A 22,054-nucleotide genomic window follows, 5' to 3' on the forward strand; every position below is an offset into this window, starting at 1 on the left:
ACATGCGCATCGCGGTCATCGGGACGGGCATTGCCGGCAATGCGGCGGCCTGGACGCTCTCCCAGCGCTATCCGGTGACGGTCTATGACCGCGAACTGCGCCCGGGCGGCCACAGCCACACCGTCACCATCGACTATGTGGGTACGCCGGTCGCCGTGGATATCGGCTTCATCGTCTACAACGAGCTCAACTATCCCGACCTGACCGCGATGTTCGCCCATCTCGGCGTCGAGACGGTCGGAAGCTGCATGAGCTTTGCCGTGTCCGCCGATGGCGGCCGGTTCGAATGGCGCGGCGGAGGCAATGACTGGCGGGCGACGGCGGCCGGCTTGTTCGCTCAAGCCAGCAACCTGCTCTCTCCGTCCTTCCTGCGGATGCTCGCAGAGATCCCGAAATTCGGCCGGCAAAGCGTGGAGGATCTGCGCAACGGCCGCCTGAGCCGACTGACGCTCGGCGACTACTTTCGCCAACGCGAATTCTCCGAACGGCTGCTCACCGACTACCTCGCGCCGATGGGGGCTGCGATCTGGTCGGCGCCGACGAAAGAGATCCTCGACTTCCCGGCCGAGAACTTTGTTGCCTTCTTCGACAATCATCGCCTCCTGCACTACGCCCGGCCGGTCTGGCGGACGGTCAAGGGCGGCAGCCAGCGCTATGTCGAGCGGCTTCAGGCCCCATTCAGGGACCGCATCCGGTTCGGCTGCGCCGTCACCTCGATTACGCGCACAGCACAGGGCGTCGTGGTCCATGACAGTCATGGCTGTCATGAGAGTTTCGACCACGTCGTGATTGCCGCCCATAGTGACCAGGCACTCGCCATGCTGACGGACGCAGACGCGCGCGAGCGCGACATTATCGGTGCCATCAACTATTCGCCGAACACAGTTTATCTGCATCGCGATATCAGGCTGATGCCAAAGCGGCGGCACGCCTGGTCGTCGTGGAATTTCCTGCGTTGGCAGCGCAAGGGAGACGCGATGAACGACGTCGCGGTGACCTACTGGATGAATCAGCTCCAGGGGATCAATTCCGACAAGCCACTGTTCGTCAGCCTCAACCCGCCATTCGAGCCTGCGCCGGAGCTCACCTTCGGCCAATATCTGTGCGAGCATCCGCAGTACAATGCGGCTGCCTTTGCCGCGCAAAAGCGGCTCGCCGAGATTCAGGGAGTGCGGCACACCTGGTTCTGCGGCGCCTGGACCGGCTATGGCTTTCACGAGGACGGCCTGCGTTCGGGACTCGCCGTGGCCGAGGCACTCGGGGTGACTGCGCCCTGGCGCGCGACACCGGTCGAACTCGCGGAGGCTGCGGAGTAGTGCGATGGTGACGACAGCCCTCCCCGCAACCGATGCCGCCACGCTCTATTTCGGCGACGTGATGCATGCGCGGCTGAGGCCGATGCGCCACCGCTTCAGCTACCGCGTCATGAGCCTCCTGATCGATCTCGACCGGCTCGATGAGGCCGACCGGCAGTCGCCACTGTTCGGCGTCAACCGAGCCGCGCTCTACAGTTTCCACGAGAAAGACCATGGCGCCCGCGATGGCTCCCCGCTACGCGCCTATGCCGAGCGCTGCGCTGCCACGCACGGCATAGACCTCGGCGGCGGTCGGGTCGAGTTGCTCTGCTATCCCCGCCTGCTCGGTTACGGCTTCAATCCGCTCTCGGTCTATTTCTGCTATGGCGCCGGCGGCGAGCTGGCGCTGGTGATCTACGAGGTGCGCAACACTTTCGGGGAGATTCATCCGTACGTTCTGCCGGTGAGGCCTGGCGAATGGAGCGATGCGGGCCTGCGTCAGCAGCAGGAAAAACTGTTCTACGTTTCGCCGTTCGTGCCGATGACGACGCGCTACCATTTCCACGTCCGGCCGCCGTCGGACACGGCCAAGCTGCGCATCCTGGAAACCGATCGCGACGGCCCGCTGCTCGCGGCGACCTTCAACGGCCGCCGCCGTGCCCTGACCTCGCGTGCCCTGCTGCGATCATTTTTGGCCCTGCCGCTCGTAAGCCTCAAGGTGATATCGGCGATCCATTGGGAAGCGGTACGGCTTTGGCTGAAGGGGGCGCGGCTGGTGCCACGCCCCGATACTGCAGAGCAGCGTAACGGCGAAACCACCTTGGCACGCGGCAAATCGCGTCCCTATATTATTGGTCGCTGACCGTTTGCAAGGCGCGCTCGGGTCCGGCGATCGAAGCGGGATGGGCATGCTCGACAGGCGGTCGGACGGTATCCGTTGAGGTCATGGATCTGCCGATGCCAAATGCCATCTCGGTGACACCTGATGACGTCGAGACAATGCTCGCGGACCTGCCGCGCATCGTTCGCCTTGCACTGACCTTCGGCTCGCGACTGCGGCGCGGGACGCTTGATGTCACCCTGCCGGACGGGCGCGTGATCCGGCTCGGTGGCCTCGAGCCGGGCCCGAATGCCGCCATGCGGCTGCACAATTACGGCGTCGCCTCTCGCCTGATCAACGGCGGCGACATCGGAATTGCGGAGGCCTATCTCGCCGGCGATTGGGATACGCCGGACCTGACGCAGTTTCTCTACCTGTTCTGCGTCAATCACGATCTGATCCAGGCCATGCTGCGTGACAAGCCGCTGATGCGGTTCACCCAGATGATCCAGCATTGGTTCAATCGCAACACGCGCCGGCAGGCCCGGCGCAACATCCACGCCCATTACGATATCGGCAATGCGTTCTACTCGGCCTGGCTCGATCCCAGCATGACCTATTCGTCGGCGCTGTTCGAGGGATCGACCACGGATCTCACGGCCGCGCAAACCAACAAATATCGCCGCCTCGCCGAGGCGCTCGACCTGAAGCCGGGCCAGAAGCTGCTCGAGATCGGCTGCGGCTGGGGCGGCTTCGCTGAATTTGCCGCCAAGACCTTCGACGCGCGCGTGGTGGGATTGACGATCTCGACCGAGCAGCGCGACTTCGCGCAGAAGCGCATCTTTGAGGCGGGTCTTGCTGAGAAGGTCGAGATCCGCCTGCAGGATTATCGCGACGAACGCGATCGCTACGACCGGATCGCCTCGATCGAGATGATCGAGGCCGTTGGCGAGCAGTTCTGGCCGCGCTATTTCGCGCAATTGCGTGACCGCCTGCTGCCGGGCGGATTGGCCGGCATCCAGGCCATCACGATCCAGGACAAGCTCTTCCAGGGCTATCGGCGCGAGGTCGACTTCATCCAGCGCTACGTCTTTCCCGGCGGCATGCTGCCCTCGCCTGCGGTGCTGAAGTCGCTCGGAGACCGATTCAGCGTGCCCGTTATCCGCGAGCGCATCTTCGGGCAAGATTATGCCAAGACGCTTGCCACCTGGCGAAATAACTTCCGCGCGGCCTGGCCAGGCCTGGTGCCGCTTGGCTTTGACGACCGGTTCCGGCGGCTGTGGGAGTATTATCTCGCTTATTGCGAGGCCGGCTTCCTGTCCGGCAATATCGACGTCCGGCAGGTCATCTTCGCAAAGCAGCAATAAGAGTTTGCAGCCTCGCCTTGTGCAGCTGGAGACCCTACTTTAGGGTCTGACGACTTCTCGCCTCCAGCCGGTAATTGCCTGACATGACCATCAAAAATGACGTTGTCGAAGCCATCGGCAACACCCCGCTCATCAAGCTCAAGCGCGCCTCCGAACTAACCGGCTGCACCATTCTGGGCAAGGCCGAGTTCATGAATCCGGGCCAGTCGGTCAAGGATCGCGCCGGCAAGTGGATGATTTTGGAAGCCGAGAAGCGCGGCGAGCTCAAGCCGGGCGGTCTCGTGGTGGAAGCGACTGCCGGCAACACCGGCATTGGGCTTGCGGTGGTAGCGAGCGCGCGCGGCTACCGCACGCTGATCGTGATCCCGGAGACGCAGAGCCAGGAGAAGAAGGACTTTCTGAAGCTGTGCGGCGCCGAGCTGCTGGAGTCGCCGGCACTGCCTTACTCAAATCCGAACAACTACCAGCATGTCGGCCGCCGACTTGCCGACGAGCTGCGCAAGACCGAGCCGAATGGCGTGCTCTTTGCCGACCAGTGGAACAACCTGGACAATGCCAAGGCGCACTACGACTCGACAGGTCCTGAAATCTGGCAGCAGACCGGCGGCAAGATCGACGGCTTCGTCTGCTCGGTCGGCAGCGGCGGCACGCTCGCCGGCACCAGCCGCTATCTGAAAGAGAAGAACAAGGACATCCGGATTGCCTGTGCCGATCCGCACGGATTCGGCATGTACGAATACTTCAGGACCGGCGAGGTCAAGGCAACGCCCGGCGACTCCATCACGGAAGGCATCGGGCTCGGCCGGAAAACCGCGATCGTCGAGAGCGCGAAGGTCGATGACGCGTTTCTCATTCCCGATGCAGAAGCTGTCACCGTGATCTACGAGCTGCTTCAGCACGAAGGCTTGTGCCTTGGCGGCTCGACCGGCATCAATATCGTCGGCGCGATGCGGCTCGCCAAGCAACTCGGGCCGGGCAAGACCATCGTCACCATTCTCTGTGATTCCGGCAGCCGCTATCAGTCAAAGCTGTTCAACGCCGACTTCATGCGCGCGAAGAACCTGCCGGTGCCGGAATGGCTGGAGAAGCGCAGCAACATCAAGCTGCCGTTCGTTTAGCTCCGGGCGGTCAATTCGGTCAGCTCCAGTTCGGACGCGCCGAGCCTTGCGACACGCGCGCAAGGCGTTGGTCCGACGTCGACGGCTTGCTCGCTGCGCGCGCGGGCGGCTCGAAGGGGTTGGTGCAGGCCCCCTCGTCGTGGGCGCTCGGCCAGAACGTGAGCGCCAGCAGCAGAACGAAATTGACCAGCCCGCCGACCATCGTGCCCTGATGCTCCTCGCCGATCGCCCAGGCCGGATACCGGCCCGCCACCACGTGATCGACGATCATGAGCGCGATCCAGGCCGGGAGGACGCAGACGGGATCCCAACCGATGTCGCGGATCCGCATCGATTGCAGCGTGAAGGTCCCGAGTCCAAAGACGATCATTGCGGCGATGATGGCCCAGTTCCGGGTGAAATCCTCCGGACGGACCATGCTCGGCGATGTCGTGCGCAACACGGCCATCGCAATCGCAAAGCAGATTGCGGTCATCCCAATCGCCAGCGCGACCGTGGCCAGGAAGAAATGTAATCGCCCGAGGCGGGCGTTGAGGCCGAATATGAAACCGAGCATGTGACGCCCCTCTTTTGCGTCACATGCGCAGAAAGTGCTTTCGGGCGCGTGAAGCGATGGGGGTGTCGCAAGCAGTATGGTTTTAAGCTGACGATGGAATTGCGTAGAATTTTACCGTTCGAGGCTTGCCGTGGTGACAAGGATGGGCAGAGCGACTTGTCCGACGTAGCTCGAAGAGCGCAGTCGGGGGCGTGCCCACCATTCCACCTGCAATCACCGAAAAGATGGTGGCACCGCGCTTTGCGCCTTTGCCCACCGGCAGCGTTTACCGGGTCATCGACGCACAATAGTCGCGCCAGAATTGGCGATAGCCCGCGTCGACCCTGCCAGCGTAAATCGCGACATTGCCGGCGGGCGAGGTTGCGATCTGCGCCGGCAACTCCGCGCGCAATTTCGCCAGATAGTTCGGCTGTGCCGCAAACTTGCAGGCGATCGCGGCGTAGCCATCGTCGTCCTCTGCGACCCAGTCCTTGAGGCCGATCGCCGCCACGATCGAGGCGCCGGCGCGTGATGAGGACGCATTTCCGAGCTTGGCGATGACGGGAACACCGGCATAGAGGGATTCCCATGTGCTGATGCCGCCGTTCTGCGGAAATGGATCGAGCGAAATGTCGACCTGCGCAAAGGCCCGCAGATGCTCGTGGCGCGGGGTCATGCCCAGGCAGGTGATGTCAGCTTCGCCGATACCGTGCGCGACGAACCGCGCAAGGAGGCGCTCTCGCACCAATGGATCGTCAAGCAGCGTGTGCTTCAGGATGATCCGCGATCCCGCCACCTCGCGCATCAATTTCGACCACACGCGGATCGCCTCGTCCGATATCTTGTTGATGCGGTTGAACACGCCGAAGGTCACATGACCGTTGCGGAGCATCGGAAGCTCTGAAGGCGGCACGTCCAGAATGGGATCCAACGTGTTCAGGCACGGCAGGTCATAGACCTTTTCGGCCAGGAGATGCCGGGCCGTTTCCGGAACGAAGACGGGATCCGCAAGCACATAGTCCATGGTCTGAAGGCCCGTGCCCGACGCATGCCCGAAAGCGGTCACCTGGATGGGAGCTGGCTTGCGCGCGAACACGGAAAGCCTGTTGCCGGTGGTATGCCCCGATACGTCGATCAAGATATCGACGTTGTCAGCTTGAATACGATCGGCCAGCTGATCGTCCGACAGCTGCCAGGCATCGACCCAGACGTCGGCCATTTGCTTGAAGCTGGCGGTCACCTCGTCCTGGGTCGACGAGCACGCATAGCAGACGATTTTGAACTTGGCGCGATCGTGATGGCGCAGCACCGGCAACAGCGCGAACGCCGCCGAGTGATACCAGAACTCGGCCGAGACATAGCCGATGACGATCTGCCTGTCCGGATCGAGCGACCGGGGTGCGAGCGTCCTCTGCGGCAGCTTGGTGCCGATCGCGTCCCACCAATGTTTTCGCGCGGCCTGCTGAACCGCGAAATCGGCGTCGGCGAGGAAGTCCAGAAAGAATATCTTTCGCCCGATCAAGCCGGCATCGGGCGCAATCGCCAGCGCAGCGTCGAGAAGCTCGATCGCCGATGCAATCTCTCCCTGGTTGGCAAAACAGGCGCTCAGCAGCGCCATCGCGATCGCGGAGCGCGGATTTTCCTCGAGCAACGTGGTGCAGGCCAGGATAGCCTGCGCCGTATTCCCCATGTTGAGCGAGACTTGCGCCTTCCCCTGCAAGGCCACTTCGAGCTTGGGGGAGATCGCAAGCGCTGCGTCAAAATCCGCCGCGGCCTGGTCCAATCTCGACAGCTCCAGATTGACCCGTCCGCGGTTCGCGAGGATCTTCGCCGAGCCCGGCCTGATCGCGAGCGCCGTTTCAAGCGCGCTTTTCGCCGTGTCGTAGTTCTTTAGCTCGATATTGACCAAACCCTTGCCGACGAGCGCCTCCACGTGTCGCGGTTGAAACAACAAGGTACGCTCGAAGCTTTGCCTGGCACGATCAAACTGTTGCAGTGCCAGTTCCGCCAGGCCACGGTTGCACAGCGCATCGACATAGTCGGGCTTCAGCTTGATCGCGCGATCGTAGCATTCAATGGCCTGCTCGACGCAGTTCAGGTGCAGCAAGGCATTGCCGAGATTGGCCAGGGCCATCGGGAAGCTCGGCTTCAGCGCAATGGCCTTCTCCAGATAGGTGCGCGCGTCCTCATATTGCCCTAGCGCGAAATGCGTCGCTCCCAAGTCGGAAAAGGCTTGTGCCGAGCGCGGATCGACGGTCACCGCCTGCTTGAGAATCTGCCTTGCCGCCTCGAGGTTCTGGGTCGCGAATGCGCACAAGCCGAGCAGGTGCAGGGCGCCGAAATGCTCCGGGAGCTCGTTCAGGATCTGGTGGCACAGCGCCTGCGCCTCCGCGTGCCGGCCCTGGCTATAGGCCGAGTTCGCGGCGGAGATGAGGGCCTCCGCCTGCTTCTTGAATTTCTTCTGCAATCGCGCGTTCTGGAACGCGCGTGCGCCGGCGCTGCTCTGCAAGGTCGCTCTCCGAGGGATGGCCGACGAAGAGTCTAGCTGATTCGCGGGCGTCACCGATCGACCAGCGACGCATCCGGAATGCCCCGGAGATCAGCGTAGGATCTGGCTCAGGAACAGTTTTGTACGGGCGTGCTGGGGCGTGGCGAAGAATTCGTTCGGCGTGTTGGCCTCGATGATCTGGCCGGCGTCCATGAACACCACGCGGTTGGCGACCTCGCGCGCAAACCCCATCTCGTGAGTCACGACCAGCATGGTCATGCCCTCTTTCGCCAGGTCGACCATGGTGTCGAGGACCTCCTTGACCATCTCGGGGTCGAGCGCAGAGGTCGGCTCGTCGAACAGCATCACCTTCGGGTTCATGGTCAGCGCGCGGGCGATGGCGACACGCTGCTGCTGGCCTCCTGACATCTGCCCCGGAAACTTGTTGGCCTGGTGCGGGATCTTGACCCGCTCCAGGAATTTCATCGCGGTCTCCTCGGCATCCTTCTTGGGGATGTTACGCACCCAGATCGGCGCCAGCGTGCAATTGTCCAGCACCGTCAGATGCGGGAACAGATTGAAGCTCTGGAACACCATGCCGACCTCGCGGCGCACGGCGTCGACATGTTTGAGGTTGGGGCCGAGCTCGATGCCGTCGACGACGATCTCGCCCTCCTGGAACTCCTCAAGCGCGTTGATGCAGCGGATCAGCGTCGACTTGCCTGAGCCCGAGGGCCCGCAGATCACGATGCGCTCACCCTTCTCGACATCGAGATCGATGTCGCGCAGCACGTGAAAGTCGCCGTACCATTTGTTGAGGCCGGAAATCTTGACGATGGGTTCGGACATGGTGAGCTCGATTAGTTGCGGCGGTGGGCGTTGAGGCGGTGCTCGACGAAGAGCGAGTAACGCGACATTCCAAAGCAGAAGATGAAGTAGATGATACCGATGAAGGCGAATCCGGTGAAGGCGGTCGACGGCGTGGTCCAGACCGGATCGGCGAATGAGGCCCGCAGCGAGCCGAGCAGGTCGAACAGCGCGACGATCGAGACCAGCGAGGTGTCCTTGAACAGCGAAATGAAGCTGTTGACGATAGCGGGAATGACGTGGCGCAGGGCCTGGGGCAGCACGATCAGCGAGGTCGTCTTCCACCAGGACAGACCGAGCGCGGAGGCCGCCTCTCCTTGCCCGCGCGGCACCGCTGCAAGGCCACCACGTAAATTCTCGGCCTGATAGGCGCCGGTGAACAGGGAAACGCCGATCAGGGCGCGCACCAGGCCGTCGACGGTGAAGTTGCCCGGCAGGAACAGGGGCAGCATGTAGGTTGCGAAGAACAGCACCGTGATCAGCGGCACCCCGCGCCAGAACTCGATATAGGTGATCGAGAAGATCCGGATCAGGGGGATGGTCGAACGCCGGCCCAACGCAAGCGCAACGCCGATCGGCAATGACGCCACGATGCCGGTAATTGCAATCACCAGCGTCACCAGGAGCCCGCCCCACAGCCGCGTATCGACGATCGGCAGGCCGCCGCGATCGAGCCCCATCAGCTTGATCACCGCTGCCATTCCGGCGAACGTGGCAAGACTTGCGATCAGTGGTCGGGAACCGGCCCGCGTACCGCCACCGAGCACGAACAGGATCACCGATACGATCACGGCAGTGATCGCGAAGTCGAGCCATGGTCCCTGCCCCGCCGCCAGCATCTGATCGCGCAGCCAGGTAAGTGGAAAGATCACCCAATGCAGCAACGTGCCGACCAGCGCGATGATGCTGCCGATCGCCCAAAGCAGCGGGCCGGCGGCCGAAGTCTTGCTCAGGCCGATCAGAAGCTCGCCGGCTCCGCTGATGCTGTCGGCGAACAATTGCAACAGGCTCGCGACCCAGCTCACGCCGAAGCCGGTGATGCCGCCGCCATGCAGTAGGAAGAATGCGACCGCGGGAAAGGCGAAGAAGAACAGGCCGGCATTCACGCCCTTGGCCGGTAGCCGCGGAATCAGCAGCGGCAAGAGCAGCACCGCGCCCAGCGCGAAGGTCAGGTTGACCCGCCAGCGTTCGACCTCGGGATAGAAACCGTAGAAAAGCTGCGTGAACTTGGCCTGGATGAAGGGCCAGCAGGCCCCGACTGGACGGCCGGCATTCTCGGCGAGGCAGGCCGTGCGGTCCTTGCCGCTCCAGACCGCATCGACCAGCAGGAACTTGATGGTGGGAATGACGGTGTACCAGACCAGCAGCAGGCCAAGGACGGTCAGCAGGATATTGGTCGGCGAGTTCAACAGGCGTGTGCGCACGAAGCCGACAAAGCCAGTGGTCTTCACCGGCGCGGGGCGCTCGGCAACCAGGTCCTGCCGGACAAAGGACGACGCGGCGAGATCGCTCATGCACCGAGGCTCCGGCTGATGCGCCAGCCATAGACGCTCATGATGGCGCTGGTGACGAGCGAGGTCAGGAGATAGACGCCCATCGTCATGGCGATGATCTCAATCGCTTGTCCGGTCTGGCTCAGTGCCGTACCGGCGAACACCGAGACGAGATCGGGATAACCGATCGCGACCGCAAGCGACGAATTCTTGGTCAGGTTGAGGTACTGGTTGGTGAGCGGCGGCACGATCACGCGCATGGCCTGTGGCACCACGATCAGCCGCAACGTCGCGCCTCGGCTGAGGCCCAGCGAGGAGCCCGCCTCCATCTGGCCCTTATGGACCGACAGGATGCCGGCGCGGACGATCTCGGCGATAAAGGCTGCCGTATAGGTCGACAGTCCCACCGTCAATGCGACGAGCTCCGGAATGATCCGCGCGCCGCCGGCGAAGTTGAATCCCTTCAGCTGCGGAAATTCAAACGTGATTGGCAGACCGAACACCAGCATCGTGACGAGCGGCAATCCGACCAGCAATGTCAGCACGTACGGCCAGATCCGGATCGCGCGGCCCTGAGCAAACAGCGCCCGCCGCGCGTAGCTCCGCAACGCCAGCGACGCCACGAGGCCGAGCGCCAGCATGGCAAGGAATGGAACAAGCCCGGGCTGAGCCAGCGGCGACGGCACGATCACGCCGCGATTGTTGAGGAAGAAGGCACTGAAGATCGAAACGCTTTGCCGGGGCGCCGGCAGTGCCGCGAGCACCGCGAGATACCAGAACAGGATCTGGAACAGCAGCGGCAGGTTGCGGATGGCCTCGACATAGAGCCCGCCGACGCGCGACACCAGCCAATTGGGCGACAATCGGCAGAGTGCGACGACGAAACCGATCACGGTGGCAAAGAAGATGCCGACCACCGAAACCAGCAGCGTGTTCAGGATGCCCACCACGAAGACGCGGAAATAGGTATCAGACCCCGAATAGGAGATCAGGGTCTGATTGACGTCGAAGCTGGCGCTGTTTTTCAGGAACCCGAAGCCCGCGGCGATGTGCTGGGTTTCCAGGTTGGTTCGGGCATTCGAGATGATCTCATAGGCAATCCAGGCCAGGATCGCGCCAAAGACAAGCTGAACGGCGACGCCGTTCCAGCCTGCCTTGCCGCCGAGCGCGCGCCTCAGCTTCAGCGCGAGCTGCGGTGGTGGTTTCCGGGCCTCGACGCCCATCGGCACAGCCTACAGCTTGCCGATCAGCGGATCGGCGGCGCGTATTGCAGGCCGCCCTTGGTCCAGAGGCTGTTGATGCCGCGGCTGATCTTGAGCGGGGAGCCGGCGCCGACATTACGATCGAACGACTCTCCGTAATTGCCGACCGCCTTCACTATCCGGATCACCCAGTCCTTGGTGAGGCCAAGCTGTTCGCCGAGATTGCCGTCGGTGCCGAGCACCCGCTTCAGCTCCGGCTTGTCGGATTTCGCCATTTCGTCGACATTCTTCTGGGTGATGCCGAGCTCCTCGGCCGTGACCATCGCAAACAGCGTCCATTTCACCACGTCGAACCACTGATCGTCGCCGTGGCGCACCATCGGACCCAGCGGCTCCTTCGAAATGATCTCGGGCAGCACGATGTGATCGGCGGGATTCGTCAGCTTCAGGCGGCTGGCATAGAGTCCGGATGAATCGTCGGTGAAGACGTCGCAGCGCCCGGACTCGTAGGCCTTGACCGCTTCGTCGATCGTGCCGAACGCGATCACCTCATACTTCATGTTGTTGGCCTTGAAGTAGTCGGCAAGGTTCAGCTCGGTGGTGGTGCCGGTCTGGACGCAAACGGAGGCGCTGTTGAGCTCCAGCGCGGAATTGACCTTGAGCGACTTCTTCACCATGAAGCCCTGCCCGTCATAATAGGTGACGCCGGTGAAGTTGGCGCCAAGCGAGGTGTCGCGCGAAACCGTCCAGGTGGTGTTGCGCGACAGCACGTCGATCTCGCCGGATTGGAGCGCCGTGAAGCGGTCCTTGGCCGACAGGGGCACGAACTTGATCTTGGTCGGATCGTTCAAGACCACCGCCGCGATCGCACGGCAGACGTCGACGTCAAGGCCGGTCCAGTTGCCCTTGTCGTCGGGCGAGGAGAAGCCGGGCAGGCCCTGGCTGACGCCGCAGGACAGCATGCCCCGGTCCTTGATGGTCTTGAGCGTTTGCGCGTCGGCGGCTTGGGCAGAGAGGCCGGCGGCGAGAGCAAGGGAGAGAGCCAGGGTTACGCGTTTCATGGGCTGAAGGCCTTTCAAGGTCGTCTCAAGGTCAGGAATGTTGTCTCAGGATCGTCTCTGCCAGGGCAAATTCTATTGGGACCTGCCTTGCAAGAGTCATGCTGGAAACCTTGCCGAACACTCGCCCATCCCGAGAGGCCATACCCTAATCCCCGCCGCAGGCGCCCGCCATGACGGCTGTGACGCAAGGTCCGGTCAGACGATGGATCGAAGGTCGCGGCTGCCCCTCAACATGCGGCGACTGAATAGCACCCGCGCATCACAGAACGACTGACGAGCCGGGTCAAGGGGTTGACGGGACTCTTCTGTGCTCTGTTATTAACGTCGGCGGCCCTCCAGGCCGTCCCGACCGGCGATCCGCGCCCGGCGGCAACGCGCTTTTTGAAAGCAGACGCATGGATTCCTCGCACCCCGCACAGCAACATGCCGAAACCCGGCTGGTCACCTCCGGCCGCGACACCAAGGCCCAGAAGGGGTTCGTCAATCCGCCGGTGTTCCACGGCTCGACCGTGCTCTATCCGACCGCCGAGGACCTCCATGCCCATCGCGGCGAGTTCACCTATGGCCGCCACGGCACCCCGACGACGCGGGCATTCCAGGACACGCTGATGGCGCTGGAGGGGCCGCAATGCGCCGGCGTCGGCATCGTGCCGTCGGGCCTGTCGGCGATCTCCACCACCCTGCTCTCGGTGCTGAAGACCGGCGACCATCTGCTGGTCTGCGACAATGTCTACCGGCCTTCGCGCAATTTCTGCAACGGCATGCTCGCCCGCTACGGCGTCGAGACCACCTATTTCGATCCGCTGATCGGCGCCGGCATCGAAAAGCTGTTCAAGCCCAACACCCGCGCCGTGCTGGTCGAGGCGCCCGGCTCGCAATCGTTCGAGATGCCGGACATTCGTGCCATTGCCGAGGTCGCCCATGCGCGCGATGCGCTCGTCATCGACGACAACACCTGGGCAACGCCGCTCTTTCATCGATCGCTCGAGCAAGGCGTCGACATCAGCATGCAGGCCGCCACCAAATATATCGGCGGCCATTCCGACATCATGTTCGGCACCATCTCGGCCAACGCCAAGGCCTGGCCGCAGATCACGGAAGGCATCCGCCTGCTCGGCGTCTGCGCCGGCCCTGATGACGTCTTCCTCGCGCTGCGCGGCCTGCGCACGCTGTCGGTGCGCCTCGCGCAGCATCATCGCTCCGGCCTCGACATGGCGCGCTGGCTGGCTGGCCGCCCCGAAGTCGCGCGCGTCCTGCATCCGGGGCTCGAGACCGATCCGGGCCATGCGATCTGGAAACGGGACTTCACCGGCGCCTCGGGCTTGTTCAGCATCGTGCTGAAGCCGGCCCCGCAAAAGGCCGTCGACACCATGCTCAACACGCTGAAGCTGTTCGGCATGGGCTTTTCCTGGGGCGGCTTCGAGAGCCTTGCGATTCCCTTCGATTGCGATGCCTATCGCACCGCCACCAAGTGGGCGCCAGGCGGCCCGACGCTGCGACTCCACATCGGGCTTGAGAGCGTCGACGATCTCAAGGTCGATCTCGATCGCGGCTTTGCTGCCCTCAAAGCGGCAATGTGAGCCTGCTCACAGGGCAAAGCGCCGCGGGAACGAGCAATCGACGCAAACGTTAACGCAGATGCGCCAACAAATGGTTTGAACCTCAAGCAATTGGCGCTAGCCTCACCAGTCGACTCTCATCCGGACACGGAGCATGGGAACGTTGGTTCTGCTCGATCTAATGGGCGGCGTAGCGTTGCTGCTGTGGGGCCTGCACATGGTCCAGAGCGGCATCCTGCGTGCCTTTGGCCCCGATCTGCGACGCCTGCTCGGCAAGGCGCTCGGCAACCGCTTCAGCGCATTTGGCGCGGGCCTGGGCCTGACCGCGCTGCTTCAGAGCAGCACGGCGACCGCGCTCCTCACCAGCTCCTTTGCCGCCGAGGGCCTCCTCAGCCTCGTCGCCGCGCTCGCCATCATGCTGGGAGCCAATGTCGGCACGACGCTGATCGTGCAGGCGCTGTCGTTCAATATCGCAGCCATTGCCCCCGTGCTGTTCGTGCTCGGCCTCGTCGCCTTCCGCTCCGGCCCGCGCTCGCGGATCAAGGATATTGGTCGGCTTTTCATCGGCCTCGGATTGATGCTGCTGTCGCTGCATATCCTGCTCGACACGCTGGCGCCGGCGGAGAACGCCCCCGGTGTGCGCGTCGTGATGTCGGCCATCACCGGCGACCCCATTCTTTGCATCATTGTCGCCGCGGTGCTCACATGGGCCGTGCATTCGAGCGTCGCCAGCGTGCTGCTGATCATGTCGCTGGCCTATTCGCAGTTCATCACACCCGATGCGGCGCTGGCGCTGGTGCTCGGGGCCAATCTCGGCAGCGCCGTCAACCCCGTGTTCGAAGGCGCAAGGCGCGACGATCCCGCGAGCTATCGTCTCCCGGTCGGCAATCTCATCAATCGTGTCGTCGGCATGGCGCTCGTACTGCCGTTCCTGGGCACGATCGCGGGCCACATGCATGCGTGGCAGCCCGACCCTGCCAAGATGATTGCGGCCTTCCACATCGCCTTCAACGTCGGCACGGCCGTCATCTTCATCGGCTTGCTCGACGCCGTGTCGCGCCTGCTGACCCGCCTGCTGCCCGATCGCGTGCAGGAAACCGATCCGGCCCGGCCGCGCTATCTCGACGAGACCGCGCTGGAGACGCCCTCGCTCGCACTCGCCGATGCCGCCCGCGAGACCCTGCGCATGGGTGATCTCGTCGAAACCATGCTGCGCAAGGTGATGGCCGCGATGATGACGGGCGATCGCTCGCTGGTCGACCAGGTCTCGAAGACGGACAATGTCGTCGACAGCCTCGACGAGGCCATCAAGCTCTATGTCACGAAGCTGACCCGCGGCAGCCTCGACGAGAGCGAGGGCCGGCGCGCGATGGAGATCATCTCCTTCGCCATCAACCTCGAACATATCGGCGACATCATCGACAAGAATTTAAGCGAGCTCGCCACCAAGAAGATCAAGCGGCGCTTCCAGTTCTCGCCCGAGGGTGCCGACGAGCTCGCCGCCTTCCACAAGCGCACGATGGACTCGCTGCGGATCGCCTTCGGCGTGTTCATGTCGGGCGATGCCAACGAGGCCCGCAAGCTGCTGGTGGAAAAGACGGCGCTGAAGAACACCGAGCTCGCGGCGGTCGAACGCCATCTCGACCGCCTGCGCGAGGGCCGCCCCGAGACCATCGAGACCACGTCGCTGCATCTGGACGTGCTGCGCGACCTGCGCCGCATCCACTCGCATATCTGTTCGGTCGCCTATCCCGTGCTGGATGCGGCCGGCGAGCCCTATCGCCGGACCGAGGCGGAGGCCGCCGCCCTGCCCGCGTCAGGCGCGACGGCGCTGCCGCGCTAGGGCCAAGCGAACCAGCACCGCACCCGCGAGAAGCAGCAGTCCCGCCGCGCACAGCAGCGTCGGGGCGATCCACAGGGTCAGGAACGATAGCAGGCGCGCATCCTCGGGCCGCTGCGGATCGTAGGCGATCCCGACCCGTTCGCCATCGGCATAGGGCTGTGCGGTCGAACCCGACGGGGATGTGACGGTCATGGCGCGGCCATCGCGCGTTACGAACTGGAACGTCGGATAGAGAAACGTCCCGCCATGATTTCCGCCGCTTCGTGCGATGGCGCCGGCGAAGCGCGCCTCTGTCTGCTCGGCTCTGGCGAGAAATGCGATCGTGCGACCCAGATCGAAAAGGCCGAGACCGAGCAGGACCAGGCCGACCAAAAGTACCGAGAGATAGAGGACTATCGCAAATTTGCCCATGCTTATCCGGAGATTTGCATGTTCACGCGACCGCGATCAACGCTCCAGCGTCTTCGACGTGCGGCCGCGGTTCTTGATGATCAGCATGATGTTGCGGACATAGATGATCGTCGCCAGTGCCTGCCCGAGGATGATGACGGGCTCTCGCTTCACGACGCCGTAGACCAGCGTCATGAGGCCACCGCCCATCGAGCAGAACCAGAACGCCATCGGCACCACGCTATTGCCGGCGCGCTCGCTCGCGATCCATTGCACCAGGAAGCGCGCCGTGAAGAACAGTTGCGCGACCAGGCCGAAGGCGAGCCAGAAATCGAACTTGGCGACGAAAACATCGTAGAGATAGTTGCTCAGCGCCTGGCCGTATTGGATGATCATGGCTTCACCTCAGTCACTTCCGGCGTCGGCTTTTTGCGGCGGATCAGCCACCACACGCCGGCGAGATCCATGATCCCGATCCACAGCCGGTCGAAGAACCCGTAATTGGATACGCCAGAATGGCGCGGTCGGTCGATCACGTCGACATAGGCGATGTCATAACCTTCGCGGCGGATCAGCGCCGGCAGAAACCGATGCAGCCCGTCGAAATAGGGCATCATCAGGAAGACCTCGCGCCGGAACGCCTTCAGCCCGCAGCCGGTGTCTCGCGTGCCGTCTTTCAGGATGGCGTTGCGGACCTTGTTGGCGACCCGCGACTGGAATTTCTTGAAGCCGGTATCCTTGCGCCCGACGCGTTGTCCCGCGGCAAGCCCGACATTGGCCCCCTTCTCGACCGCCGCGATCAGGTCCGGCAGGAAGGCCGGATTGTTCTGGCCGTCACCATCGAGCGTCGCCACGATCGTGCCGCGCGCCGCGCGAACGCCGCTGCGCACCGCCGCCGACTGGCCGGCCGATTTCGTATGACGCAACTGCCGCAGATTGTCCCGCTGCGCCATGATGCCTGCGAGCCGCTCGCCGGTCGCATCGGTCGAGCCGTCGTTGACATAGATGATCTCATAGGCCCAGCGGTCATCGAGCGCGGCCGTGATCTCCTCGATCAGGGGCGCAATGTTGCCGGCTTCGTTGCGCACGGGGACAACGATGGAAACCGAAGGCTGGGACGACGACAAATCGGGCGCTCGTGGTTGGATTGGCCTGCGACCTGAGGAACCGGCGGCCCCGGCAGGCAGCCGCTTTTATGGGGCGGAGGGGCCGCGGGCAACCCTTTTGAGGCGCCCGGGAAGCGGGCCCGGAAGCGGCACGATGGTGCCGTCGGCCTGGATGGCAAATGCGAGGCGCCGCGCCGCAAACCAGTAGCGGACCGCCATCGCCCCGACCACGCCGACCAGGGCGCCGGCCGTGACGTCGCTCGGGTGATGCGCAAGCAGCACGAGGCGCGTCAGCAGGATCACGATTGCGTAAGTGTACATGAACATGCGCAGGCGTGGCCAAAGCGCCGAGACTGCAAAGGCCAGAGCGAACGCCGTCACCGCATGCCCCGACGGCAGGCTGGCATAAGCCCCCGTGCCCTCGAAGGGGATGAAGTTGAACGGATCGGCCTTGCCGCCGACGAACGGCCGCCCGCGGCCGATGAGATATTTCAGGATCTCGCCGACGAACACCGACACGGCAACGGACAGAAACAGATATTGCAGGCAGGTACCGAAGCCGAGCAGCAGCGCGCGCCGCGTCCCGTGCATTCCGGCAGCAACGAGCGCCGCGATCAGCAGCGCAACGCTCAGCACCGAGAGCACATACTCGTCCTGGCCGAAATCGGTGAGGATGCGGATCGGCCAGAGCGCAGGGGTGCCGCGCGCTGGCATCAACTGGATCTCGGTTCGATCGAACGCGAGCATCAGCACGATGACCAGGGCTGCGCCCGCTGCGCTGAGCCACAGCGAATGCCGCGCCAGCTTTCGCGCAGCCGCGGCGCGGCGCGAATGCGAGGGGGTACGCACCAATTGCGCCAGTGCGTGCCGCGCGACCGCGACCAGCTGCACGGGATAGCTCGCACGCGGCGCGATGGTGGTGGTAGCCGGCATCCTATTCGGTGCCCTCGGAGCGGAAGATCGAGATCGAGATCGCGCGTCCTTGCGAGAAATTATAGCCGTCGATACGCGCGCCGACCTTGTAACGCAGCCCTATCGCCTCGGCGCGCTGCACGAAGCTGCGCTCCGAGCGCTGCTCGATCAGCGCAAACCGGCAACTTCCCTGCCTGAGGAAATCGGCCGCGCCAGACCCGTCGGTCAGCAGCGTCTGGCTGCCCGTCAGGAAGACCAGGCTCGGCTCGTGATAGCCGGCGGACGCCGCCTTCGGCCCGACGCAGGTCACGTTGCGCAAGGCGCGCGCGACCTCGATGCTCGGAAACAGCGGCGTCAGCGACGGCAGCACGATGCCATAGACCACGACCGCCAGCATCAGCGCCGCGACCAGCGCGTTGAGCACCGAGCGCTCAGCGCGATTGTTGTCGTAGAGCCACCAGGCGAACAGGCCGAAGATCAGCGATGCCGCGATGAACGGCCAGGCCACGAAGGCCGGCTGCCGCGTCAGCATCACGGCGCCGACCACAGCGATGATCGAGCCGCCCACGGGAATCGCGAACCACCAGGCCGAGCCGCGCGCCAGCCAGGAGCGCGACAGCACGTTGCGCTCCAGCGCGCCGACGGTGAGGATCGCAATCGCCGGATAGAGCGGCAGCACGTAATGCGGCAACTTGGTCAGCACCGCCTCGAACACGATCCAGGACGGGATCAGCCAGGCCAGCAGGAATTGCGCGCCGGGTTCGCGCCGCGCCCGCCACACCGCAGGCGCCGCCATCGCCGCGAGCGGCGCACCGGGCCAGAACGTGATCCAGAACAGTGCCAGGTAAATTCCGGGCGGCGCGCCATGGGATTCCTGCGCGCCGATCTTGCTCAGCATGTCACCGCCGACGGAGTCGGCGAAGAAGGCGTCCCCCGCGCGCCAGAAGATGGCGACGAACCAGGGCAGCACCAGCACCAGCATCCACATCAGGCCCCAGACCGGGCGCAGCTTCCACAGCCACGAGGAATCGCGATCCTGGATCGCGAGCGCGACGATGGTCAGGCCTGCGAACATCAGGATCAGCGGACCCTTGATCAGGATGCCGACAGCGAGCGCGGTCCAGAAGATCGCGGGCCAGCTCCACGGCGGATGAGTCTCGTCCTCGGCGCGCTGCCAGGACAGGTAGGCACGCGCCATCGCGCCCATGGCGGCGACCACGCAGAGCAGCAGCACGGCGTCGGTCTTGGCGAGACGCGCTTCAACGCCGAGCAGCACGGAGGCGGACATCAGCAGCGCGGCTAGAACCGCAGCCCGCCGCGTCACGAAGCCGAGCGCCGTCCAATAGGTCATCAATACCGCGCCGATCGCCCCGATGAGCGACGGCAGCCGATAGACCCAGATGCGCAATTCGGCCTTCGGCAGCTTCAGCGCTGTGGCGACCTCGACGGCCGCGGATTGCAACCAGTAGATGCCGACCGGCTTCTTGTAGCGCACGTCCTCCTGGAAACGGATGTCGACATAGTCGCCGCTCTCGACCATCTGCTTGGTGGCCTGCGCGAAGCGCGCCTCGTCGCGGTCGACCGGCGGAATGGTGAAGAAGCCGGGCAGGAACAGCAGAAGCGCGCACAACACCAGGAAACCCACGGCACGGGCGTGGCTGGCGGTGACAAAGTCGAGCATCAGCACGAGCCGGCTGCCCGGATTCACGGGCGTTTTCGGCTCTCGGGGCGCTCCAAAACGGGGAGTTGGGAAGGTCTCGGCCATTGGTTCCGCTTACGCTGAAACCGCCATCGCTACAACCGCTTAAGCCAGCGTCATTGAATTCGAATGACAACTGTGTCCGCGGCGCCAGTGGCGTCGATCACCGTCAGCCGTGCAAAGCCCGGGCCGGGTGGATCGATCAGGCGCTGGCGCCGTCCGTCGATTTCGCCCAGCGCGGTTCCGTTGACCATGACGGTCATCGGCAACACCCCGCCGGCGACCTTGATTGGCATAGCCGCCGCCTCTGCGCCGCCCGAACGATCCACGTCGATCCGGGAGCCGTTGAGCGGGAACTGGATGTGGAGCGCCTGCTCGCCACCGGTCCGGACGAGGTCCCCGACGGGGCGGAACCGCCTCAAAGGCAACGGCAACTTCGCGTTGCCGGCGACCAGGGTTCCCTTCGGCGGCTTGGGCAGCGGAACCAGCGTCTTGCCGGTGCGTGCAAAAGCATCGAACAGGATGGGCGCCGCGGCGACGCGGCCGATCAGGCCGGGAACTGGCGCGCCATCGGGCCGGCCGACCCAGACGCCGATGGTCATGCGGCCGTCGAACCCGACCGACCAGGCGTCGCGATCGCCGTAGGAGGTGCCGGTCTTGAAGGCGATGCGGTTATGGGCGGCGTTCTCCGGCGGCGGGGTTCCCAACAGCACGTTGCCGACCTGCCAGGCGGCGACCGGGTCCAGCAGCCGCAGCGGCTCACGATCATCCTCGGCCGTCATGATCTCGCGCAGCGGCTTGGTGCTGCCGAGTCGGGCAAAGCCCGCATAGAGCTGCGCGAGGTCCTGGAGCGTCACGCCGACGCCGCCGAGGCCCATGGCAAGGCCCGGTGCCTCGTCCTTGGGCAGAATGAGATTGCCGCCGGCTTGCCGCAGCCGCGAGGCCAGCCGGCTGGAGCCGACGCGGTCGAGCAGCACGATCGCCGGCACGTTCAGCGACAATTGCAGCGCCTTCTTCACCGGCACCGTGCCCTGGAACGTCATGTCGAAATTTTCCGGCGCGTAGGAGCCGAAGCGCACCGGGCGATCGTCGATCAGGCTGTCGGGGTGAACAAAGCCATCCTCGAAGGCAAGGCCATAGATGAACGGTTTCAGCGTCGAGCCCGGCGAGCGGATGGCGCGGGTCATGTCGACCTGCCCTGCCCGGCTCTCGTCGAAATAATCCGCCGAGCCGACGCGGGCGAGCACGTCGCCGCTCTCATTGTCGACCACGATGATGCCGACCGAGACGTTCAGCCCCAGCGCAATGGCGCGGTCACGCGCCAAGGGCTCCAGCACCTTCTGAAGACCCGAATCCAGCGTCAGCTTGATGACCGGGGCGTCCTTGACCGTCGCCAGCGCGCTGTCGGACGCATGCGGAGCCAGGATCGGCATCGGCTTGCGCAGCTTCGGCACGGGCGTGGCCTTCGCTTGTCTGGCGTCGTCCGCGCTGACCACATGCTCCTCGACCATGCGGTCGAGCACGCGATCGCGGGCGATGCGCGCAGCTTCCGGATAGCGGTCGAGCCGGCGCGTCTCCGGCGATTGCGGCAGCGCGACCAGCAGCGCCGCTTCCGCCAGCGACAGCCGCTTCGGCTCCTTGCCGAGATAGGCGATCGATGCGGCGCGGATGCCTTCGAGATTGCCGCCATAGGGCGCCAGCGCAAGGTAGAGGTTGAGGATCTCGTCCTTGCTCAGCGCCCGCTCCAGCTCGATCGCGCGCACGATCTGGTGCAGTTTTGCATAGAGAGAGCGCTGCCGCCGCGGCTCCATCAGGCGGGCGAGCTGCATCGAGATGGTCGAGCCACCCGACACGATGTGCCCGCGCGTCGAGAGCTGCAATGCCGCGCGGCCCAGCGCCAGCGGATCGATGCCGTCATGGGCTTGGAAGCGCTGATCCTCGTAGGCGAACAGCAGCTTCAGGTAGGTCGGATCGACATTGGCAGTGGCCTCGACCGGCAGCCGCCAGCGCCCGTCCGCCATGGCATAGGCGCGCAGCAGTTTTCCGTTGCGATCGACAATGGTGGTCGAGACGCGGCGCGCTTCATCGAGCGGCAGCGGGCCGAGGGAATAGACCCAACCGACGAAGCCGATGATGACGAGGATGAACGAGAGCGCGAGAGCGGAGAGGATACGAAGCCCCAAGCCCCTTGCTCCGTCATGGCCGGGCTTGTCCTGGCCATCCACGTCCTTGCCCATGGCGCCACAGTCCGTGGATGCCCAGGACAAGCCCGGGCATGACGGCGGAATATGAGGCGCGG

Annotated in this window: 18 protein-coding genes; 6 read left to right on the top strand and 12 right to left on the bottom strand. The window is 64.3% G+C overall.

Features of this window, described 5'->3' with window-relative positions; translation table 11 throughout:
• Window positions 1-2: 2 nt before the first annotated feature.
• The 4 genes from ACWAT4_RS20930 to ACWAT4_RS20945 all read left to right on the top strand — a co-directional run bounded on the left by ACWAT4_RS20930 (window position 3) and on the right by ACWAT4_RS20945 (window position 4,600).
• Window positions 3-1,316, top strand: a complete 1,314-nt coding sequence (locus ACWAT4_RS20930; protein ID WP_212427412.1) for an NAD(P)/FAD-dependent oxidoreductase — start codon at window positions 3-5, stop codon at window positions 1,314-1,316.
• A 4-nt stretch (window positions 1,317-1,320) separates the two neighbouring features.
• Window positions 1,321-2,157: a DUF1365 domain-containing protein gene (locus tag ACWAT4_RS20935; RefSeq protein WP_212427411.1), complete on the top strand. Its 837-nt coding sequence runs from the start codon at window positions 1,321-1,323 to the stop codon at window positions 2,155-2,157.
• A gap of 95 nt (window positions 2,158-2,252) precedes the next feature.
• Entirely contained in the window at window positions 2,253-3,482 is a 1,230-nt protein-coding gene (locus ACWAT4_RS20940) for an SAM-dependent methyltransferase (RefSeq protein WP_212303700.1), read from the top strand.
• Window positions 3,483-3,565: 83 nt separating this feature from the next.
• The gene (locus ACWAT4_RS20945; protein ID WP_212303701.1) at window positions 3,566-4,600 is read left to right on the top strand and encodes a cysteine synthase A; all 1,035 of its coding nucleotides are present in this window, start codon (window positions 3,566-3,568) and stop codon (window positions 4,598-4,600) included.
• A gap of 19 nt (window positions 4,601-4,619) precedes the next feature.
• Here ACWAT4_RS20945 and ACWAT4_RS20950 read toward each other — a convergent pair whose 3' ends face one another.
• The 6 genes from ACWAT4_RS20950 to ACWAT4_RS20975 form a co-directional block, all read right to left on the bottom strand.
• A complete protein-coding gene (locus ACWAT4_RS20950; protein ID WP_212427410.1) occupies window positions 4,620-5,156 on the bottom strand; it encodes a hypothetical protein in 537 nt (178 codons plus the stop codon).
• Window positions 5,157-5,421: 265 nt separating this feature from the next.
• Window positions 5,422-7,644: an O-linked N-acetylglucosamine transferase family protein gene (locus tag ACWAT4_RS20955; RefSeq protein ID WP_449727929.1), complete on the bottom strand. Its 2,223-nt coding sequence runs from the start codon at window positions 7,642-7,644 to the stop codon at window positions 5,422-5,424.
• A 90-nt stretch (window positions 7,645-7,734) separates the two neighbouring features.
• Window positions 7,735-8,472, bottom strand: a complete 738-nt coding sequence (locus ACWAT4_RS20960; RefSeq protein ID WP_249149155.1) for an amino acid ABC transporter ATP-binding protein — start codon at window positions 8,470-8,472, stop codon at window positions 7,735-7,737.
• 11 nt (window positions 8,473-8,483) lie between these two features.
• A complete protein-coding gene (locus ACWAT4_RS20965; protein WP_212427408.1) occupies window positions 8,484-10,004 on the bottom strand; it encodes an amino acid ABC transporter permease in 1,521 nt (506 codons plus the stop codon).
• Window positions 10,001-11,206 (bottom strand): amino acid ABC transporter permease, encoded by a 1,206-nt coding sequence (locus tag ACWAT4_RS20970; RefSeq protein ID WP_212303705.1) that lies wholly within the window; start codon window positions 11,204-11,206, stop codon window positions 10,001-10,003. Before ACWAT4_RS20970 ends, ACWAT4_RS20965 begins: the two co-directional genes overlap by 4 nt.
• 23 nt (window positions 11,207-11,229) lie before the next feature.
• On the bottom strand, window positions 11,230-12,246 hold the full coding sequence (locus ACWAT4_RS20975) for an amino acid ABC transporter substrate-binding protein (protein WP_212427407.1): 1,017 nt from the start codon (window positions 12,244-12,246) through the stop codon (window positions 11,230-11,232).
• A 395-nt stretch (window positions 12,247-12,641) separates the two neighbouring features.
• On the opposite strand from ACWAT4_RS20975, the gene metC reads away from it, so the two are divergent.
• Together metC and ACWAT4_RS20985 are read left to right on the top strand one after the other, a co-directional pair.
• Window positions 12,642-13,826, top strand: coding sequence for a cystathionine beta-lyase (metC, locus tag ACWAT4_RS20980; RefSeq protein WP_212445630.1), 1,185 nt, complete (start codon window positions 12,642-12,644; stop codon window positions 13,824-13,826).
• Between the two features lie 133 nt (window positions 13,827-13,959).
• A complete protein-coding gene (locus ACWAT4_RS20985) occupies window positions 13,960-15,648 on the top strand; it encodes a Na/Pi cotransporter family protein (RefSeq protein WP_449727930.1) in 1,689 nt (562 codons plus the stop codon).
• Here ACWAT4_RS20985 and ACWAT4_RS20990 read toward each other — a convergent pair.
• From ACWAT4_RS20990 to pbpC, 6 genes are all read right to left on the bottom strand, one after another.
• Window positions 15,622-16,059 carry a DUF3592 domain-containing protein gene (locus ACWAT4_RS20990; protein WP_212427405.1) on the bottom strand — a complete coding sequence of 146 codons (438 nt, stop codon included), beginning with the start codon at window positions 16,057-16,059 and terminating at the stop codon, window positions 15,622-15,624. The two genes, ACWAT4_RS20985 and ACWAT4_RS20990, sit on opposite strands and share 27 nt — an antisense overlap.
• A 36-nt stretch (window positions 16,060-16,095) precedes the next feature.
• Window positions 16,096-16,434, bottom strand: a complete 339-nt coding sequence (locus tag ACWAT4_RS20995; RefSeq protein WP_183239273.1) for a lipid-A-disaccharide synthase N-terminal domain-containing protein — start codon at window positions 16,432-16,434, stop codon at window positions 16,096-16,098.
• Window positions 16,431-17,165 carry a glycosyltransferase family 2 protein gene (locus ACWAT4_RS21000; RefSeq protein WP_212427404.1) on the bottom strand — a complete coding sequence of 245 codons (735 nt, stop codon included), beginning with the start codon at window positions 17,163-17,165 and terminating at the stop codon, window positions 16,431-16,433. Before ACWAT4_RS21000 ends, ACWAT4_RS20995 begins: the two co-directional genes overlap by 4 nt.
• Window positions 17,166-17,231: 66 nt before the next feature.
• Window positions 17,232-18,077: a phosphatase PAP2 family protein gene (locus ACWAT4_RS21005; protein ID WP_449727932.1), complete on the bottom strand. Its 846-nt coding sequence runs from the start codon at window positions 18,075-18,077 to the stop codon at window positions 17,232-17,234.
• Window position 18,078: 1 nt separating this feature from the next.
• Complete coding sequence (locus tag ACWAT4_RS21010; RefSeq protein ID WP_449727933.1) at window positions 18,079-19,821, bottom strand: ArnT family glycosyltransferase; 1,743 nt, start codon at window positions 19,819-19,821, stop codon at window positions 18,079-18,081.
• A gap of 50 nt (window positions 19,822-19,871) precedes the next feature.
• Window positions 19,872-21,992 carry a penicillin-binding protein 1C gene (gene pbpC / locus ACWAT4_RS21015; protein WP_449727934.1) on the bottom strand — a complete coding sequence of 707 codons (2,121 nt, stop codon included), beginning with the start codon at window positions 21,990-21,992 and terminating at the stop codon, window positions 19,872-19,874.
• Window positions 21,993-22,054 lie beyond the last annotated feature (62 nt).

This window comes from Bradyrhizobium sp. T-1 (genome assembly GCF_053592855.1).

What these genes read in the sequence shown, in the direction of transcription:
- ACWAT4_RS20940 (WP_212303700.1), top strand. Translation starts at nt 2,253, where the DNA reads ATGCCAAATGCCATCTCGGTGACACCTGATGACGTCGAGACAATGCTC.
- ACWAT4_RS20970 (WP_212303705.1), bottom strand. Translation starts at nt 11,206, where the DNA reads ATGGGCGTCGAGGCCCGGAAACCACCACCGCAGCTCGCGCTGAAGCTG.
- ACWAT4_RS20965 (WP_212427408.1), bottom strand. Translation starts at nt 10,004, where the DNA reads ATGAGCGATCTCGCCGCGTCGTCCTTTGTCCGGCAGGACCTGGTTGCC.
- ACWAT4_RS20950 (WP_212427410.1), bottom strand. Translation starts at nt 5,156, where the DNA reads ATGCTCGGTTTCATATTCGGCCTCAACGCCCGCCTCGGGCGATTACAT.
- ACWAT4_RS20995 (WP_183239273.1), bottom strand. Translation starts at nt 16,434, where the DNA reads ATGATCATCCAATACGGCCAGGCGCTGAGCAACTATCTCTACGATGTT.
- pbpC (WP_449727934.1), bottom strand. Translation starts at nt 21,992, where the DNA reads ATGGGCAAGGACGTGGATGGCCAGGACAAGCCCGGCCATGACGGAGCA.
- ACWAT4_RS20960 (WP_249149155.1), bottom strand. Translation starts at nt 8,472, where the DNA reads ATGTCCGAACCCATCGTCAAGATTTCCGGCCTCAACAAATGGTACGGC.
- ACWAT4_RS21005 (WP_449727932.1), bottom strand. Translation starts at nt 18,077, where the DNA reads ATGCCGGCTACCACCACCATCGCGCCGCGTGCGAGCTATCCCGTGCAG.
- ACWAT4_RS20930 (WP_212427412.1), top strand. Translation starts at nt 3, where the DNA reads ATGCGCATCGCGGTCATCGGGACGGGCATTGCCGGCAATGCGGCGGCC.
- ACWAT4_RS20990 (WP_212427405.1), bottom strand. Translation starts at nt 16,059, where the DNA reads ATGGGCAAATTTGCGATAGTCCTCTATCTCTCGGTACTTTTGGTCGGC.
- ACWAT4_RS20975 (WP_212427407.1), bottom strand. Translation starts at nt 12,246, where the DNA reads ATGAAACGCGTAACCCTGGCTCTCTCCCTTGCTCTCGCCGCCGGCCTC.
- ACWAT4_RS21010 (WP_449727933.1), bottom strand. Translation starts at nt 19,821, where the DNA reads ATGGCCGAGACCTTCCCAACTCCCCGTTTTGGAGCGCCCCGAGAGCCG.
- ACWAT4_RS20935 (WP_212427411.1), top strand. Translation starts at nt 1,321, where the DNA reads ATGGTGACGACAGCCCTCCCCGCAACCGATGCCGCCACGCTCTATTTC.
- ACWAT4_RS20945 (WP_212303701.1), top strand. Translation starts at nt 3,566, where the DNA reads ATGACCATCAAAAATGACGTTGTCGAAGCCATCGGCAACACCCCGCTC.
- metC (WP_212445630.1), top strand. Translation starts at nt 12,642, where the DNA reads ATGGATTCCTCGCACCCCGCACAGCAACATGCCGAAACCCGGCTGGTC.
- ACWAT4_RS20985 (WP_449727930.1), top strand. Translation starts at nt 13,960, where the DNA reads ATGGGAACGTTGGTTCTGCTCGATCTAATGGGCGGCGTAGCGTTGCTG.